Source organism: Paenibacillus sp. Y568 (genome assembly GCF_059445545.1).
Genome location: NZ_JCAIUM010000002.1, coordinates 216,294 through 233,091, shown reverse-complemented (window position 1 = coordinate 233,091; position 16,798 = coordinate 216,294). Strand labels below are relative to the sequence as shown.

The 16,798-nt window shown below is 40.6% G+C and carries 16 protein-coding genes and 1 other annotated feature; of the genes, 3 read left to right on the top strand and 13 right to left on the bottom strand.

What is annotated here, in order from left to right:
• Positions 1 to 9: 9 nt before the first annotated feature.
• The 3 genes from AC1D7X_RS04165 to AC1D7X_RS04155 form a co-directional block, all read right to left on the bottom strand.
• Positions 10 to 492 (bottom strand): hypothetical protein, encoded by a 483-nt coding sequence (locus tag AC1D7X_RS04165; RefSeq protein ID WP_495456176.1) that lies wholly within the window; start codon positions 490 to 492, stop codon positions 10 to 12.
• 120 nt (positions 493 to 612) lie between these two features.
• Complete coding sequence (gene argS / locus AC1D7X_RS04160) at positions 613 to 2,319, bottom strand: arginine--tRNA ligase (protein WP_495456384.1); 1,707 nt, start codon at positions 2,317 to 2,319, stop codon at positions 613 to 615.
• Between the two features lie 62 nt (positions 2,320 to 2,381).
• Positions 2,382 to 2,655: a binding site (T-box leader), on the bottom strand.
• Between the two features lie 81 nt (positions 2,656 to 2,736).
• The gene (locus AC1D7X_RS04155; RefSeq protein WP_495456177.1) at positions 2,737 to 3,783 is read right to left on the bottom strand and encodes a CobW family GTP-binding protein; all 1,047 of its coding nucleotides are present in this window, start codon (positions 3,781 to 3,783) and stop codon (positions 2,737 to 2,739) included.
• Positions 3,784 to 4,040: 257 nt separating this feature from the next.
• Between AC1D7X_RS04155 and AC1D7X_RS04150 the strand changes: the two genes are divergently transcribed.
• The 3 genes from AC1D7X_RS04150 (at position 4,041) to AC1D7X_RS04140 (ending at position 5,113) form a co-directional block, all read left to right on the top strand.
• Complete coding sequence (locus tag AC1D7X_RS04150) at positions 4,041 to 4,550, top strand: MogA/MoaB family molybdenum cofactor biosynthesis protein (RefSeq protein WP_495456178.1); 510 nt, start codon at positions 4,041 to 4,043, stop codon at positions 4,548 to 4,550.
• A gap of 109 nt (positions 4,551 to 4,659) precedes the next feature.
• Positions 4,660 to 4,965 carry an HTH domain-containing protein gene (locus AC1D7X_RS04145; RefSeq protein ID WP_495474771.1) on the top strand — a complete coding sequence of 102 codons (306 nt, stop codon included), beginning with the start codon at positions 4,660 to 4,662 and terminating at the stop codon, positions 4,963 to 4,965.
• Positions 4,928 to 5,113: an IS3 family transposase gene (locus tag AC1D7X_RS04140; protein WP_495474694.1), complete on the top strand. Its 186-nt coding sequence runs from the start codon at positions 4,928 to 4,930 to the stop codon at positions 5,111 to 5,113. Before AC1D7X_RS04145 ends, AC1D7X_RS04140 begins: the two co-directional genes overlap by 38 nt.
• A 69-nt stretch (positions 5,114 to 5,182) precedes the next feature.
• Here AC1D7X_RS04140 and AC1D7X_RS04135 read toward each other — a convergent pair whose 3' ends face one another.
• From AC1D7X_RS04135 to miaB, 10 genes are all read right to left on the bottom strand, one after another.
• Positions 5,183 to 6,088 (bottom strand): copper amine oxidase N-terminal domain-containing protein, encoded by a 906-nt coding sequence (locus tag AC1D7X_RS04135; protein WP_495456180.1) that lies wholly within the window; start codon positions 6,086 to 6,088, stop codon positions 5,183 to 5,185.
• A 172-nt stretch (positions 6,089 to 6,260) separates the two neighbouring features.
• Positions 6,261 to 7,256 carry an acrylyl-CoA reductase family protein gene (locus AC1D7X_RS04130; protein WP_495474693.1) on the bottom strand — a complete coding sequence of 332 codons (996 nt, stop codon included), beginning with the start codon at positions 7,254 to 7,256 and terminating at the stop codon, positions 6,261 to 6,263.
• Between the two features lie 149 nt (positions 7,257 to 7,405).
• A complete protein-coding gene (locus AC1D7X_RS04125) occupies positions 7,406 to 9,712 on the bottom strand; it encodes a thiamine pyrophosphate-dependent enzyme (RefSeq protein WP_495456182.1) in 2,307 nt (768 codons plus the stop codon).
• A 27-nt stretch (positions 9,713 to 9,739) separates the two neighbouring features.
• Positions 9,740 to 10,741 carry a 2-oxoacid:acceptor oxidoreductase family protein gene (locus AC1D7X_RS04120; protein WP_495456183.1) on the bottom strand — a complete coding sequence of 334 codons (1,002 nt, stop codon included), beginning with the start codon at positions 10,739 to 10,741 and terminating at the stop codon, positions 9,740 to 9,742.
• 464 nt (positions 10,742 to 11,205) lie between these two features.
• Positions 11,206 to 12,660, bottom strand: coding sequence for a nicotinate phosphoribosyltransferase (locus tag AC1D7X_RS04115; RefSeq protein ID WP_495456184.1), 1,455 nt, complete (start codon positions 12,658 to 12,660; stop codon positions 11,206 to 11,208).
• 60 nt (positions 12,661 to 12,720) lie between these two features.
• Positions 12,721 to 13,263: a cysteine hydrolase family protein gene (locus AC1D7X_RS04110; RefSeq protein ID WP_495474770.1), complete on the bottom strand. Its 543-nt coding sequence runs from the start codon at positions 13,261 to 13,263 to the stop codon at positions 12,721 to 12,723.
• Positions 13,264 to 13,311: 48 nt separating this feature from the next.
• Positions 13,312 to 14,088: an NUDIX domain-containing protein gene (locus tag AC1D7X_RS04105; RefSeq protein WP_495456185.1), complete on the bottom strand. Its 777-nt coding sequence runs from the start codon at positions 14,086 to 14,088 to the stop codon at positions 13,312 to 13,314.
• A gap of 88 nt (positions 14,089 to 14,176) precedes the next feature.
• Positions 14,177 to 14,578 carry a PaaI family thioesterase gene (locus tag AC1D7X_RS04100; protein WP_495474692.1) on the bottom strand — a complete coding sequence of 134 codons (402 nt, stop codon included), beginning with the start codon at positions 14,576 to 14,578 and terminating at the stop codon, positions 14,177 to 14,179.
• A gap of 90 nt (positions 14,579 to 14,668) precedes the next feature.
• Complete coding sequence (locus AC1D7X_RS04095; protein WP_495456387.1) at positions 14,669 to 15,082, bottom strand: YlbF/YmcA family competence regulator; 414 nt, start codon at positions 15,080 to 15,082, stop codon at positions 14,669 to 14,671.
• Between the two features lie 52 nt (positions 15,083 to 15,134).
• Positions 15,135 to 16,727: a tRNA (N6-isopentenyl adenosine(37)-C2)-methylthiotransferase MiaB gene (gene miaB, locus AC1D7X_RS04090; RefSeq protein ID WP_495474691.1), complete on the bottom strand. Its 1,593-nt coding sequence runs from the start codon at positions 16,725 to 16,727 to the stop codon at positions 15,135 to 15,137.
• Between the last annotated feature and the right edge of the window lie 71 nt (positions 16,728 to 16,798).

Below are 16,798 nucleotides of genomic sequence, written 5' to 3'. Positions count from 1 at the left end.
GTTATATTACTAAGATTTATCAGAACGAATAGGAGTAAAGTCCTTTTCCAAACCCAGTGTTCGATACAATTCACGAGAATAACCCTGAAGTTTACGTTCAAGTGCTTGCGCTTGATCTTTAAAACTTGTGAGTTCTCGAATCATACGGGATCTACCGGCTGGACTAAACGTCTCATGAATTCGTTCCTTGAAGTAATCATGGACAATATAATTTCTTAGTTTCCAAACTTCATTTAATTGAATCGTTTCCTGTTCCGAGAACGGAAAATAATGCTTAATTTCCTGTACTAATTGGCCTAATGAACTACTTAATTTACGTTGATAAAGTTCCGTGAAATCTTCTTCTGACGGAATCTTACCCTGTGATAACTTCATTAGCATTAATAAGTTAGCCAGTTGTTGTTCCAAAGCTTGCGAATAATATACAGCCAGGCCAAAATATGCAAATACATCTTTCGAATGATCACTATCGAGCAGCTTTTCTTTTCCCATATTCCGCTCCATTCACACACAACTTGTGCAAGAAGATATGCTTTTTTTACTCTTTATGTTAAAGGAATATGTGGAATCAATCAATATATGATTCTATTAATATTATCTAATCGTTGCTTATTACATACGATTTGGAGTCCGTAGACCTAGGATATTCATGGTTCTTTGTAAGGACTCGCCTGTTAACCGTGTTAAGGTTACACGTGCTTTTCTTAATTGATCTTCCTCACTCAGAATTCTTTCCTGGCTATAGAAATGATTGAAGGCCTGTGCTACATCTAATACATATCTAGCTAATACAGAAGGTTCATTATTCTGAATCCCTCTTCTCAACTGCTCCTCGAAACGGTTAAGAAGCTTAAGAAGGTGCCATCCTGAGTCTCCTAGTGCTTCTGCATACATCCCCTGCTCATTGTCGTTAAGACTACCCTCGTGAATTTGATCTAATGCATTACTCTTCGTTAAAATACTTTGGGTTCTAGTGAATGTATATTGTAAATAGGGTCCTGTCTCCCCATCGAAATTCAGCGCATCTTCCAAAGAAAAGTCTACTTCGTTAACTCGATTATTCTTCAGATCACCAAAAACAATAGCACCTATCCCGATATCTCGTGCCACTTGATCCTTATCTTCTAGATCAGGGTTCTTATCTTCAATAATCTTCAATGCTCTGGCGATAGCTTCGTCCAGCACTTCTTCAAGATAGACGATTTTACCACGACGAGTGGACATCTTCTTCCCCTCAAATTTCATTAATCCAAAGTGAACATGCGTACAATCTTTCACCCACGCCGCACCCATTTTATCTAATACTGCAAATACTTGTTGGAAATGAAGCTTCTGTTCTCCCCCGACCACATATAGAATCTGATCTGCTTTCAAGACTTCATGACGATAGAATGCCGTTGCTAAATCTCTTGTTGGATATATTGTTGTACCGTCTGATTTCATAATTAAACATGGAGGCATCCTGGCGTCCTCTAATCTTACTACACGTGCTCCTTCACTTTCCTCTAATAATCCTTTGTCCTCAAGCGCTTGAACAACTTCACCCATTTTATCGTTATAGAAGCTTTCTCCAAGAACATGATCAAAAGTAACATCCAATCGTTCGTACATTCTATTGAACTCTTCCATACTGACTTCTACGAAATATCTCCAAAGTCGCAGAGCTTCCTCATCCCCTGATTCCAACAGACGGAACCAATTTCTCGCTTCAGGCTCTAAAGTTGCATCGTGTTCAGCCTCATCATGAAAACGCACATACAACCGCAACGACTCCTGGATCGGATTCGCCTTCAAAGCTTCATCGTCACCCCACCGCTTATACGCGGTGATCTGCTTGCCGAATTGCGTCCCCCAATCCCCAAGGTGATTAACACTAATCGATACATAACCCGCTGTTTGATACATTTTGTATAATGCAGCACCAATCATGGTGGATCTTAAGTGGCCAATACCAAAAGGCTTCGCAATATTAGGAGAGGACATATCGATAATGACTCTTTTACCATGACCCATGTTCAATTGATCTACATTGAATTGCTGCAATGCATCCATCATCTTAAGAGCATACTCATTCCGGTCAAAATGTAAATTAACATAAGGCCCAACAGCTACCGCTTTGACACCTTTCATATCAATCAGATTTGCAATGTATACCGCTATCGCCTGTGGGGATTGTCTGTACTCTTTAGCCAACATGTAACATGGAAAAGCCATATCACCCATGGCAGATGAGGGAGGCTGTTCAAATAAAGCTTCTATTTCTTTTGCCGATAGATTGACATGTGGCTGGATTGCTTCTAAAGCCCATTCTTTTAACATCATTAATCATCCTCCAGATTTAATACTTTTTAAATATCAAAAAAGCCCTCATCTCTATAATAATAAGAGACGAGAGCTATAATTCCCGTGGTACCACTCTAGTTGAACACTCGTGTATGAGGATATCATTCTCCCCATTGAGTTGTTCCGCTTGATGATCTCTAACGTTGATCAACCGGATTATTCTACTGATCAGATCTATTGGAATGATCTATACGACGTTGGAATAACCATCTCTCGGGTGCGCTTCATGAGGCTCCTACATACCGGCTTCCACCACTTCCGGCTCGCTAAGTATAGGTTTACGCTCATTACTCTCCCGTTCAAAGACGTTCAATTTATAACATTATACATGTGTATGCCGTAGCAATACAATAGTGATACTAAATATTCTTTTGGAACAACAAAATGAGAGTATTATCCTCTCTTTTCTAAATCGATCAAGGCATTCTTAAGCTCCGTTTGGGAGAAATGCTCCCCAATAAATACAACGACATCCGGAACATCTCCCTGTGGGGTGATTTTTAAGAAATCAGATTCTCTAAAGGCATACTGAAATAAGAATCGTCCCGAAGTATCACTAAATGTCATAATGCCTTTGGCACGATACACTTCACGAGGTAATTGAGCAATCAGACTCTCAAAGGCTTGGCTGTCAATGGGTCCATCAAAATAATGCGTATACACCATCACATGTTCGTGAGAATCATGCATATGCTCATGTTCATCATGAGTATGATCGTGGTTATGAACATGATCTTGTTCATGATGTTCATGATTACAATTTTCGTGATGTTCCTTATTAGGGTTATCTTCACATGTACTCTTGTTCTTCCATTGCTCTGGACGAGCAACTTGTCCAAATAAAGGTACCCAATCAACATCACAGCGAACAGCTGGGATAATCGGTGCGAATTCATTCCATCGTGAGATAACGTTATGTAACTCCTCCTGCTGAATTTCATTTACCCGGTCAATTTTATTAAGAATAAGATAAGATGCACACCGAATCTGTTCCTGCATCAGACGATACGTTTTTCCCTTTTGATCCTCATAAAGTGATAATAGATGGCACGCATCCACGACAGTAATAACACTTTTAAGATCAATTTTCATATATAAAGCTGCTTCCGACACGCCGTCTAGTATTTCCATAGGATTAGCAATCCCAGTCGCTTCAATAACAATGACATCTGGTGACTCTTTCTTGATCAGATTGGAAATCTCTAGACTAAGATCACCTCGAATCGTACAACAGATACATCCACCAAGCATTTCGGTCATGGGAACGGTCTCTTCAATGAGTGCACCCTCTAAGTTCACATCGCCAATCTCATTCATAATAACGGCTGGTCGAAGTCCTTGTTCCTGCCAGTAAGACACCATTCGTTGTAACAATGTCGTTTTCCCGCTTCCTAGGAAACCTGACAATATATATATAGGTGTAACATGATTCATATTCATTAAACTTCTCCTCCACATGCATCTGTCTTTGTTAGCCGAGTTTACTGTATAGAAAAAAGTAAAGACAACTCATAACTATAGTTCATTCTAACGATGTTATACCCCGCATACAAGTGGCACATCATTCTCCGAATAATGACGTTCTGTCTATAACCTAAAGATATGGACTAGCATATTGCAGAGTTATCGGGGAAGATTTATGCTTATATATAGAAATAGATGCAAAATAGATGAATACCTAAGGAGAGGAATAACGAATGAATTCAGTAGAACAACATCGTAGTGAAGCACCTGACACCGTATCTTGCATGGTTATTACTGTATCAGATACACGGAATGAAGAAACAGATACAAGTGGGCAATTGATGATGTCCCTTTTACAAGAGGCGGGTTATTCTATCACTAAATATGTTATTGTCAAAGATGATTACGACGGCGTAAGAGAATTAATCTATGAAGCTGCCTCTAATGAAAGTATAGAAGCTGTCTTGTTAACAGGAGGAACGGGTATTTCCCATCGAGATACAACTTTTGAAGCTGTGTCTTCCATATTGGATCGTGTATTACCTGGATTCGGAGAAATTTTTCGCTTCTTGAGCTTCAGTGAGGATATTGGTTCCGCCGCAATATTGAGTAGAGCCATTGCTGGAACGGTAGGGAATACAGCTGTGTTCTCCATGCCAGGATCTAAAGGAGCCGTCAAGTTAGCTATGGAGCGCATTATCATACCAGAACTACGTCATGTCATCAGAGAACTTCATAAATAATCATTAGAAAAAGAGACAAACACCCTTCGATGAACTGTGACCCGTAAGATGGAAACTTTGAAAAAAGTGACCCTCTTGCGGGTCATTTGTGTTTTAATCGAACTAATGGATAAAAAAGCGGGGGAAAAGCTATGGAGGCACTTCAAAGATATTCAACGAAAATGAGATCAGACAGCTAGAGATGAATCCAAATGTGGAGAATGTGACGGAGAAGAGTATTACGTATTCGTCTACATTTAAGCTAGCTGCGCTTAAAGCCTACAAGGAAGGTCAAACCCCAATGGAAGTTTTTCTTGAAGCGGGATTTGACTTGGATGTTATCGGCCGCAATAAGCCCAAGCATTGTCTAAGTCGTTGGCGTAATTCGTACAATACCCATGGAGAAGCCGGATTTTTTTGGCCATATGAAGGATGATTTGGAGTACAAGTCATGTATGACCCTCATTGAGTTGCGAACAAGGGTTGGTGATTATATCGCCTACTATAACTCCGAACGATATCAATGGGCATTAAAAAAAATGACTCCCGATGAATTTAGGAGTCACCTATTAACTGCCTCTTAAAGGTCTTCTTTTTCAAACTTTCCACAAATACGGTCTGGTCACAGTTCACGATTGGGCACTTGTCTCTATTTATTTCTCGTTACGAACTTCATTTGGCAATACTAGCGAGACTTTTCCATCACTTGATTCAATTACACCTTTAAGATCAATTTTGCCACTTTCTTCTGACAAGCTGTCTCCCTGTCCTCCAGTTACATAATAGAGAAACTCTTTATCTATCTTGGGAGTGTTTCCCTTCTGTGCCGTAAACTTTTTATCTATAAATTGCTGAAGTGGATCCCCCTTTTGCAAATGAGCTTGCCAGGTCACAATAGGGAAATCTTCCTTGAACTCATATAGCGACACCGTATCTCCTTGTATAACATAACATCGAAGCGCCTCTCCCTCAGGGAATATAAAGGTACTGCTCTGATTTTCTTCATCATCATTCGTAACCACTAATGGCTTGTTCATATAATGAACATTAGATGTCCCCATTAATTTTTTAGCTAAAGTACGCGCTTCCTTTAAAGATCCTTCATACAGAGTCGAACGTTCTTTGGTACTTAATGGGGATTTAATAAACACGGATATACCGTCCCAATCGACGTTATAACCATATTGCTGAGATAGAAATCGTAATGGTACATATATCCGATTGTTTTCTTTTTTCACAGAAACATCTAATGTAATTACATCTGATTCATCCGCTTTTCCATCCCTAGTCGCTGTCTTCTTACCTAGCGTGAGAATGACACTTTCAGACCATTTACGGATCGTTACCGTGTTATTCTTCTGCTCCCACGTTACCTTAGCACCTAATGATTCTGCTATAACACGAATAGGAACAAGAACTCGTCCTTGTTCAAGGATAGGCGCGACCGTACTTTGTACCTCTTTATCTTTTATAAATATGGATATGGGTTTCGCAGCATTTGCTATAGAACCCATACTAAGCATGCTAAGAATGACCAATGTAGATACAATCTTCTTCATGTAATACTCCCTCGCTCTCTTCCTATATAAACGTTTATTACACCTCCAAGGTTCCACTTAATCAAAAAAAAAAAAAAAGAAAGAGTATACCACTGTCACCAGTAGATACTCCGTTACAAATCCTTCCATTACTCTGTCTATTTCCTATGATTCTAGCAATGTCCTGCCCATCCTAACCCAGTTTCACTACGGTTCGACCAACGGCTCCACCCTGTAAAATGGACTCTAAAACGTTTGGCAATTCACCTAAGGAAATCTCTCTTACAGCTTGCTCTAACATGTTAACAGGTTTCCATTCTTCTCCCAATTTACGCCACATCGCCTGTCTCCGTTCCATCGGACAATAGACGGAATCAATACCCAACAATTGTATGCCCCGAAGTATAAATGGATACACCGTACTATCGAAGTTCCCGCCTCCCGTTAATCCAGATAGAGCTACACCTCCACCATACTGAACACTTTTTAACAGGCTGTTTAAATTAGGTCCACCAACAGGATCAATAATAGCTGCCCAACGTTCTTTTGATAGCACACCTTTCGGAGGGGCAATAATATCTTCGCGACTAATCACGGAGGTGGCACCTAGATGATGTAACCAATCTTTTTGTAGCTCACTTTTCCCAGTACTTGCGACAACCTCATATCCAAGCTGAGCTAAAATAGTAATGGCTACACTACCAACTCCTCCTGTTGCCCCTGTCACTAATACAGGTCCACGTTCTGGTGTTAGTCCATTCAGAATAAGGCTATCCACGGATAATGCTGCTGTAAATCCTGCCGTGCCTATACTCATTGCTTCTTTGAAGGTGAGTCCAGTAGGAAGCGACACCAGCCATTCCCCACTTAGCCTCACATAGCGACTATATCCACCGAAATGGGACACACCTAATCCATATCCCGTACATAAGACGGTATCTCCTACTTTAAAGCGTGGATGACTAGATTCCACGACCGTTCCTGCTAAATCTATGCCTGGGACAAAAGGGTATGAATTCACGATTCTCCCTTCAGGTGAATTCGCTAACCCATCTTTGTAATTTACGCCAGAATAATAGACCTCGACGATAACGTCCCCTTCTGGCAATTGATCTATATCTAAACTCTCCACACCACTACGAAACCCTTGTTCATCTTTATGAATGACAAATGCCTTAAACTTTTTCATTTTAGTGCTCCTTTCCTTTCTTAACCAGATTTTTAACCAGATTAAATACTAATCACATAACTGATTTCCACATTATACTTATCCATGATGAGAAAAAGAAGGCCTATTCCTTCTAGTGAGGAGAGAGGCCTTCTTTTATTAAAATATACTTACAAATATGGACTCTCATGTTTCGCCTTCAACACATGCCACCGGCGATTGATTTCGTTCTGGAAACTGTCATATGCCTCTTGGTTTTCTGGTTTGAGAAGATGTCGTGTTTTTCCCATCCATTTCAACCATTCACGAAGCTCGACTTTCTTATTTTTATCCTCAGGATTATAGGTGATAGTTGTGCATCCATGTTCCACTTCATACAGTGGGAAGAAACAACAATCTACTGCTTCATTCACGATCTGAGTTCCCTCATTATCATTGGACAGCCAATTCAATGGACATGCGATCAATATTTTGCCATACACTAATCCTTCATTCTGAGCATAATATTGGGCTTTTGCGGCTTTCTTCACCAAATCTTGAGGAAATGCTTCTGAACCCGTAAATACATAAGGTATATTAGTAGCAGCCATAATCTGAGCTGTATCTTTATGATGGGTTGTCTTGCCTTGTTGTGCCTTCCCTATGTTCGAGGTCGAAGTACGATTTCCTATAGGCGTTGAATAGGACTGCTGTGCTCCGGTGTTCATATATCCTTCATTATCATATTCAATGATGATCATCTTATGATTTCGAAGAGCTGCCCCGATGGCAGGACCCATCCCAATATCCATTCCTCCATCACCGGTTACCATGACAAATGTAAAGTCATCCTGTAACCCTAAATGATCCAATTCGCCCCGACGCTTCCGCTCCCAGAACATTTCTACAACACCTGATAGTGTCGCTGCACCATTCTGGAACAGATTATGGATAAAGGTAGATTTATGCGACGAATACGGGTAACCCGTAGTCACGACCATTGCACAACCTGTATGATACAGGGCAATAATATCCCCTTCAATTCCTTTGAAGAAGGTCTCTAATCCCGAGAATATTCCACAGCCAGGGCAAGCACCATGTCCAGGAGATATTCGCTTCGGTTTCTTCGTTAACGATCGCATAGGAGGGATACGAACACTTAACTTCCCTGTGACTTCATCCTTCTTAACTGTAATTAAACCTGTCTTTAAATCTTCAAACTTCATAGGCTTAAGTAGCCGCTTAGGAGCCTTATCTGCTTCTCCTACCGTATGACCATAATAATCGAAGGGAACTTCTACTGTACCTTTTGCGGCCGCATCGATCGCGAGATTGAATAATTGATGACCATCTTCAGCGTAGAACTCCTTCCCTCCGAGACCGTAAATACGGCTGATCACTTGGGTAGTAGTATTGCCATATGTGAACAGTGCAGCTTTAATCTCATTAACCATATTTCCACCATGCGCCCCATAAGAGTCGGCACGATCTCCAACGGTTATAGCTTTAACATGTTGAAGCGCATCTGCTATTTGTTTCTGTGGAAAAGGCCGGATCATATTGGGTGCGATTGAACCCGCTTTAATTCCTTGACTACGAAGCTGATCGACCACATCTTTGATGATCTCAGAAGCTGAATTCATGAGGAAGACAGCAACCTCAGCGTCCTCCATACAATACATGTCTAACATTTCATAATGTCTGCCTGTGAGTTGTTTATATTCGCTAGAAATGACCTCAAACACATCTCCTGCATTGTACATCGCTTGTGACTGTTGGTATTTATTATTAATATAATCCGGTTCATTCATATAAGGACCGACTGTGATCGGGTTGTCTCTATCTAACGTATTTGGGAAGCCCTCAGGAGGCTTTTCACCAACGAACTTAAGAACATCCTCGCGATGGGCAAAAGCTTGAACACGGCGCTTCTGATGCGATGTGAAGTAGCCATCGGAAGCCACCATCACGGGCAGTCGCACATCAGGATGCTCAGCTAACTTCAACGCAATTAAGTTCATATCATAAACAGATTGAGGATCGCGACACATCAAGATCGGCCAGCCTGTGTTTAAAGCGAAATATAAATCAGAATGATCTCCATGAATGTTAAGAGGTCCTGAAACAGAACGACATACTAGATTCATTACCATTGGGAAACGTGTTCCTGACTGTACTGGCATCTGTTCTAACATAAACATATATCCATTAGCACTAGTCGCATTAAATACACGTCCACCCGCTGTAGATGCGCCATAACAGATTCCCGCCGAACTATGTTCTCCATCCGAGGGAATCAATTTAATATCATGTTGTCCACTTGCCTTCATTAAATCCAAATACTGTGCCACCTCGGTTGAGGGGGAGATTGGAAAGTAACCCATTACATGATAATTAATCTGATATGCAGCATAAGCAGCCATTTCATTCCCTGATTCATATACCGTTAACTGCTCCACTTCAGATAAAGCTAGTTCTTTTTCATAATTAACAGCCATTAGAGTATCCCACCTTTCACCATTGTTCTAAACGTAATCAAAAACTTGCTTAACGGTCTGTGCATCTGCTGCTCCATCTTCTTCAAGCACTTTAGAAAGCGCATCTGTTGGACATGCTTCAATACATTTCAGACACCCTTTGCAATACTGGAAGTCAATCCCTTTTAGGAACATTTGTGGTCTTCCCTTTTTATCAGGCTGCTCTTCCCATACAAAGCATAAGTCTGGGCATACTGTGTCACATTGAGCACAATGAATACAATCATCTACTTCAAAATGAGGCATCATCCCAGAACGTGAAATACTGAGATTCTTTAAAAAGCTATTCCCAGGATTCGTTATCACTCCTCCGATGGACTGTGTCTCATATCCAAGCACAGGTGTATCTGCACGTACAAATTCAGGCATTGTTAATCCATCTTGTAAAGGGAACTCCTGAATCGCAACTTCGTTGTACCCACGATCAAATGTGTTCAATGCTGAAGCAACACTTTGCGGATACTTACTTTCAAGTGATTTGCGGATAACGTCCTTCATGGTATCTGGGTCTAGAAAAGGACACAATCGGAACATTGCGCCTAACATAGCCATATTAACGCGATTCTTCTCAGTTAAAGCAATCCCTGTTGCATCAATGACAGCAATTGTTCCTCCGAGCATATTTAGCGTACTCTTTAATTGTTCAGGTGACTTCTGCGAGTTAATTAAGACTATACTATCTGCATAAATTCCACTGACTACATTGACGGTCTTAGCTAAAGCTTCATGAAAAATACAGACCACATGAGGACGCTCTACAGGAGATGTATCCCGAATGGGTGTATTTAAATCACAAAATCGGATGTGTGCTTTAACAGGAGAGCCCTTCTTCTCAGAACCATATGAGGAGAAACTAACCCCGTTCAGTCCTGCTCCTTCAACACCCGCTTCAGCTAGCATTTTGCCAGCAAGATTTGCCCCAAGACCTCCAATTGATTCTAACCGAATTTCAAAGAAACCCAGCTCATTCACTTTTGGTAGATTTACCACCGACATAACCCCTCTCAGGATATTTTCTGTAAAATGTAGATGCTTTCATTTAACGAAATATCACAAATTTTAGATATGATAAAAATCATATTCAGTCGATACGGAGCCTGTCTATGCACCTTTAATCCCTTGTCGAACAAGAATGTAATTTGACAACTCCTGCGCTTTCCCGAGAAATAATTCTCTACGAATACATAACATTTCATGATCTATATCCATACAAGCATAAACGGCTTCGCCGTCCTTTAGCGGCAATGAAACGTTTAGCGTTGAAATATAATCCTATGTATAAGCAGAAATACTTATAAATTCTTATATTTTCAAAAAAAAAGATGGAGCGTCCTTTTTGCAAAGGACGCTCCATCGGTTCATATACCAGAAGCAACATCATCATTCACTATTTCTCATACCTAAAAGCACGTTAAAGATCCCTTGGGATCTTTAACGTGCTTTTAGGTTATAGCTTATACATCCTCATCTTCCATGTATTCAGCCATCATGTTTTTCTTTAACTCCCATACCTTCTCGCTAATATTCGTACGATATATTTCTGGATTTAGCTTTCGCAGATATTGCGGCCAGAATAGATTTAGCTGTTCTTTATGGAATTTACGAATCGCATCCAGTGTCGGTAATTCATATACTTTATTGCCATCCACAAAGATAGGCTCAAGCATAGGAATCGCATCATAATTACGAATCGTCTTTTGTAAATAGGAATGTTGCGGGTTGAACAATTTAATAGGTGCACCTTCACGTATTTGAACCTCTTCAGGATGACAAATATAATCTGCCAACGCTTTACCACTGGTTCGATCAATAATCCGATAAACATCTTTCTTACCAGGTGTAGATACCTTCTCAGGATTAGCAGAAATTTTGATGGTTGGTTTCATCACATGATCTACTTCTCGCTCAACAAGCTTATATACACCACCTAGAGAAGGTTGGTCAGCCGCTGTAATTAGTTGTGTTCCAACTCCCCATGTATCAATCCGGGCACCCTGACTCTTTAAATCGAGAATGGTATTCTCATCTAAATCGTTCGATGCGACGATCTTAACGTTAGGTAGACCTGCTTCATCTAACATTTTACGAGCCTCAATAGAGAGATAAGCTAAGTCACCACTGTCTAAGCGAATCGCAGATAATTCCTTCCCAATCGATGATAAGTACTTAGCTGTCTCAATGGCATGTGGTACACCACTATTCAGCGTATCGTACGTATCCACTAATAATGACACTTGATTCGGAAGTACCTTCGCATAAGCATCGAAAGATTCTTGTTCACTGTTAAAACTCTGTACCCATGAATGCGCATGTGTACCTTTCGTTGGAATCCCAAATTTCTTACCTGCTAGCATATTAGATGTTGCATGGAATCCCGCAATATAAGCTGCACGAGCTCCCCAGACTGCAGCATCCGCCTCTTGTGCACGACGTGTCCCAAATTCTAGTAACATGTCCTGTCCTGCAACCTGCTTAATCCTTGATGCTTTGGTGGCAATCAGCGTCTGGAAGTTCATAAAATTAAGGAGTGCCGTCTCCACTAACTGTGTTTCCATCAGCCTACCTTCCACTCGGATTAGAGGTTCGTTTGGAAATACTAAAGCCCCTTCTTGCATGGAATAAATAGTTCCCTGAAAACGGAATTGACGCAATTCATCCAAAAAGGCAGGATCATAATTTTCTTCTTGTTCCGCGAGATATTGTATATCTTCCTCTGTAAATTGAAGATTAGATATATAATTAATAATTCGCTCCAACCCTGCAAACACGGCATAACCATTACCGAAAGGAAGTTTTCGGAAATAGGCTTCAAATACTGCCTTACGGTCATGCGTGCCTAAATGCCAGTGCGCATACATCATATTTATCTGATATTTATCAGTATGTAACGCAAGATCTTCTGTTTGCACGACGTTCTCCCCCTTGTTATTCTGCGGTTCCTTGTTGTATACATGAAAAGGAGTAGATGTTTATGAACCTCTAATCACATGAGCGCCTAGACTATTTGTGAAGTGTTGTAGAGCCCATTCATGTCCACCAGGATTAAAGCTAGCCACAGCGTCCTCAAACACCGTAATGCTATATCCCTTATTGTACGCATCAACAGCCGTATGGAGCACGCAGATATCTGTACACACTCCGATTAGATGAACCTCAGTAATTCCACGTTCCTTGAGTAAGATGTCTAGATTTGTCCCACAAAAAGCACTGTATCTCGTCTTATCCATCCAATAGATAGACTCTTGATTTCGCTGATAGACATCAGCTAAATCACCATACAATTCTCTACCTTGTGTACCTCGGATATTATGGGGCGGGAATAAAGCAGTCTCCGGATGATAAGGATCATTCTCCTCATGAAGATCGACGGCCATAATAACGAAATCACCTTGATCTACATACTTCTGTGTGATGATCGCAATAGTCTCTTGAATGTCTATGCCGGGCTGTCCCACGGGAAGACTACCTTCCACGAAATCATAGGTAAAATCAATGACGATTAGTGCTTTCATCATCCCACTCCTCATTAATTAATTCATTGTTAAGTAAAGATTGTTAAATCAAGTATAGATCGATAATAAAGGAACATCATCTGTAAACATATACATTTGTGCAGAGCGTTGAGAATATTGATTGGAGCTAACCTTCTTGCCTGTCTCATCCTTCACTTCTTCAAGAATACCTTGTCTACTCCGTGTAGAAGTGATTTTGCGAATGAAATTTGGCTCTTTAAATTCCGGCACAACCGTCTGAATAACTTGGTATAGCTCACTCAGTGTGAAATGCTTCGGTAAAAATTGCTTAGCTATCGTCGTCTGCAACATCTTCTGTTGAATTCTTACATAAGCATCCCGGATAATCTCACGATGATCGAAAGCAAGCTCTAATTGATCGAGGGCTTCATGAATGCCGAACAGTCCTACTTCTCCTGCATCATCCGCAGCTTGGCGTTGTTCCAACATCCATTCTTCTACGAGTGCAAAGAAAGCATTACTAATAATCCAACCCCGTGGGTCTCGACCCGGTTGACTGTAGACACCTAAATATTCTAGATGACCACCGTCTACGCCCGTTTCTTCTTTCAATTCTCGCTTAGCAGCGTCATAGATGGATTCACTTTCTTGGCAGAATCCCCCAGGCAATGCCCACATACCTGCATATGGCCAAGACTTACGACGGATCAGCATGACCTTAAGTTCACGAATAGGTAACGTCTTCGTAACAGTCTTGCGTTCTCGTTTCGTCAGGGTAAACATAACAATGTCTGCAGGAACACCATCCGGCGTACGATATTTCTTTGCATTATAAGTTTCGGGTTGATTCTCTTCTTCATTCATCTCGTATCACCACATAACATTCTATTTGATATTATCATTATGATCTATTAAATATATTTGTCAAGCCTTATCCAATATTCTTCCATACCTATTTGATATTTAATACACGGAAACTTCCTGTCGATATACATCCTAACGTACCTTCACTGTCATGAATACGTGCTTCTGTCGTTAAACTACGTCCCGCTTCATGAATTACGATAGCAGTTACCGTAAGCCGCCCTTGTTTCATTGGTGATACAAAGTGTACATTCATATTTGTTGTTACACATGCATCCACATTTTTAGCCGCTGTAGCTACCATCCCCATCGCCTGATCCATAAGTGAAGTTAGAACCCCACCATGAACAATACCTAACGAATTTGTGTGATGTTTCTCAGCATTTAACGCAATCTTCACTTCTTGTCCATTGCCTGAAATAAATTCACATCCGAGAAATCCCCAAAACGTATCCTGACCTTTGGAGATCATGCTGTCTAAGCCTTCCATATTATGCTCCCCCTATATGTCTGTGTTTAGTTATTTTTACTTATACATCAACAAAAAGGCGCGGATATATATCCGCAACCTTGTTCATTCTTAGCCGCAACTAGATGGAGGAGAATCTGTCCCCACTTCGACATTTACTTTTTCAGACACAGTATCGTGGATAACTGATATGACTAGCTGCAATAAATAGTTAATATCACTCTGACTCTGCTGAAATTCTACTACTACAGGTATACCATCAATCTCATCTTGTAAGACTGCAATCTCAGCCTCGATCTTGGCAACCATGTCTTTATTTCCAAAAGATTCAAAAGCTACGATCTCCTTTTGCTTCTTCTTAATGACACTAATTAGATCTTGTACACGCTCATGGTTCTGAATCTTTGCTTCCGCTTGCTGAAATTGCTGTACTTCTTCACTACTAGATATTAAGTTCGCTAACTCTTTTGCTTTAGCCATAACGTCTTCTTGAATAACTAAGTTCCGTGTATCATATGACATCATCCCATATTTATTCAATTGACCTTGCTCTTGCGCCACAGTGATCACTCCTTATCTATGAATTTACAATAATTGATTCCGTTACAATCTTCCCCTTAATATACCATGTCTTAACTTCACTTATCTCAACATTCACAAGTGACCCGATCAGTTCTTTGCCACCTTCAAAATGAACTAGTCTGTTGCTACGAGTTCTACCCGCTAACACAGTCTCATTGTTCTTACTCTCACCTTCTACGAGCACTTCCACGATTCTCCCTTGCATCTTCTCATTGTTCAACCGACTGTTCAATTCAATCGCTCTATTGAGACGCTGCAATCGCTCTTTCTTCACTTCCATCGGAACATTGTCTTCCATAATTGCTGCAGGAGTTCCCTCGCGTGGAGAGTATATAAAAGTAAATGCTGAATCGTATCCAATTTCATTAACTAGTGTCATCGTCTCTTCGAACTGTTCATCCGTTTCCCCTGGGAACCCAACGATAATATCGGTCGTTAATCCTACATTGGGAATAGCTTCTTTAATCTTATTAGCTAATTCCATGTAACGATCTCGCGAATATTTACGACTCATTCTCTTCAGAACTTCCGTACTTCCCGATTGAACAGGCAGATGAATATGTTCTACCAGATTACCACCCTTAGCTAGTACACTAACCAACTGATCATCGAAATCTCTTGGATGCGACGTTGTGAATCTAACACGCGGAATATCAATAAGTCTCATATCGTCCATTAAGTCCGCGAAACTGTATGTGATATCTGTGAAATCCTTACCGTATGCATTCACATTTTGTCCAAGTAACGTAACTTCTTTGAAGCCTTGACGTGCAAGATCTCTCACTTCTGCAATAACATCTTCAGGTCGGCGACTACGTTCTTTACCGCGAGTAAACGGAACGATGCAATACGTACAGAACTTATCGCAACCGTACATAATGTTAACCCATGCTCTCATACCTTCGCGCTTCTTCGGAAGGTTCTCAATAATGTCGCCTTCTTTGGACCATACATCAACAACTAGCTCTTTACTGAATAGTGCTTCCTTAATCAAGTAAGGCAATCTGTGAATGTTATGTGTACCGAAGATCATGTCGACGAAACCATGCTTTTGCAAAATCCGATTAACCACATTCTCTTCTTGAGCCATACATCCACACACGCCAAGTAAGAGATCAGGTTTCACAGTCTTCAAATGCATCAGGTGCCCTAGTTCCCCGAACACTTTATCCTCCGCATTCTCTCGAATAGCACAGGTATTAAGTAGAATAATGTCAGCCACTTTACGATCCTCTGTGCTACGATATCCCATATGCTCTAGAAGACCTTTAATCGTCTCTGTATCGTGTTCATTCATTTGGCAACCAAATGTATAGACAATATAATGTTTGCCTTCTCCTATGCCCTTGAGCTCGTCTGGAACGGCATTACCATACAACACCTGAACATCTTCTTTGCCCCGTTGTTTTTCCTGCCTATGGTTAGGTTCCGACTTAATATTAATCTCACGGCCCTTAATCCGAATTCTCTTTCCAAACTCATCTTCCGATAGAACCTTAGCATCAGAGAAATCAAAATATGTAGAGTAATCTTTGACCTTCACCTTTTCGGATTTTAAGTCCGATGGTTCTTGGCTCCCTTTTTTCATAGGTTATCACTTCCTTCTATAATAAATACCATAGCAATTTTCTTTAGGCTCAATATGAAATTATAACATAA

What these genes read in the sequence shown, in the direction of transcription:
- AC1D7X_RS04165 (WP_495456176.1), bottom strand. Translation starts at nt 492, where the DNA reads ATGGGAAAAGAAAAGCTGCTCGATAGTGATCATTCGAAAGATGTATTT.
- argS (WP_495456384.1), bottom strand. Translation starts at nt 2,319, where the DNA reads ATGTTAAAAGAATGGGCTTTAGAAGCAATCCAGCCACATGTCAATCTA.
- AC1D7X_RS04155 (WP_495456177.1), bottom strand. Translation starts at nt 3,783, where the DNA reads ATGAATATGAATCATGTTACACCTATATATATATTGTCAGGTTTCCTA.
- AC1D7X_RS04150 (WP_495456178.1), top strand. Translation starts at nt 4,041, where the DNA reads ATGAATTCAGTAGAACAACATCGTAGTGAAGCACCTGACACCGTATCT.
- AC1D7X_RS04140 (WP_495474694.1), top strand. Translation starts at nt 4,928, where the DNA reads ATGGAGAAGCCGGATTTTTTTGGCCATATGAAGGATGATTTGGAGTAC.
- AC1D7X_RS04135 (WP_495456180.1), bottom strand. Translation starts at nt 6,088, where the DNA reads ATGAAGAAGATTGTATCTACATTGGTCATTCTTAGCATGCTTAGTATG.
- AC1D7X_RS04130 (WP_495474693.1), bottom strand. Translation starts at nt 7,256, where the DNA reads ATGAAAAAGTTTAAGGCATTTGTCATTCATAAAGATGAACAAGGGTTT.
- AC1D7X_RS04125 (WP_495456182.1), bottom strand. Translation starts at nt 9,712, where the DNA reads ATGGCTGTTAATTATGAAAAAGAACTAGCTTTATCTGAAGTGGAGCAG.
- AC1D7X_RS04110 (WP_495474770.1), bottom strand. Translation starts at nt 13,263, where the DNA reads ATGAAAGCACTAATCGTCATTGATTTTACCTATGATTTCGTGGAAGGT.
- AC1D7X_RS04105 (WP_495456185.1), bottom strand. Translation starts at nt 14,088, where the DNA reads ATGAATGAAGAAGAGAATCAACCCGAAACTTATAATGCAAAGAAATAT.
- AC1D7X_RS04100 (WP_495474692.1), bottom strand. Translation starts at nt 14,578, where the DNA reads ATGGAAGGCTTAGACAGCATGATCTCCAAAGGTCAGGATACGTTTTGG.
- AC1D7X_RS04095 (WP_495456387.1), bottom strand. Translation starts at nt 15,082, where the DNA reads ATGATGTCATATGATACACGGAACTTAGTTATTCAAGAAGACGTTATG.
- miaB (WP_495474691.1), bottom strand. Translation starts at nt 16,727, where the DNA reads ATGAAAAAAGGGAGCCAAGAACCATCGGACTTAAAATCCGAAAAGGTG.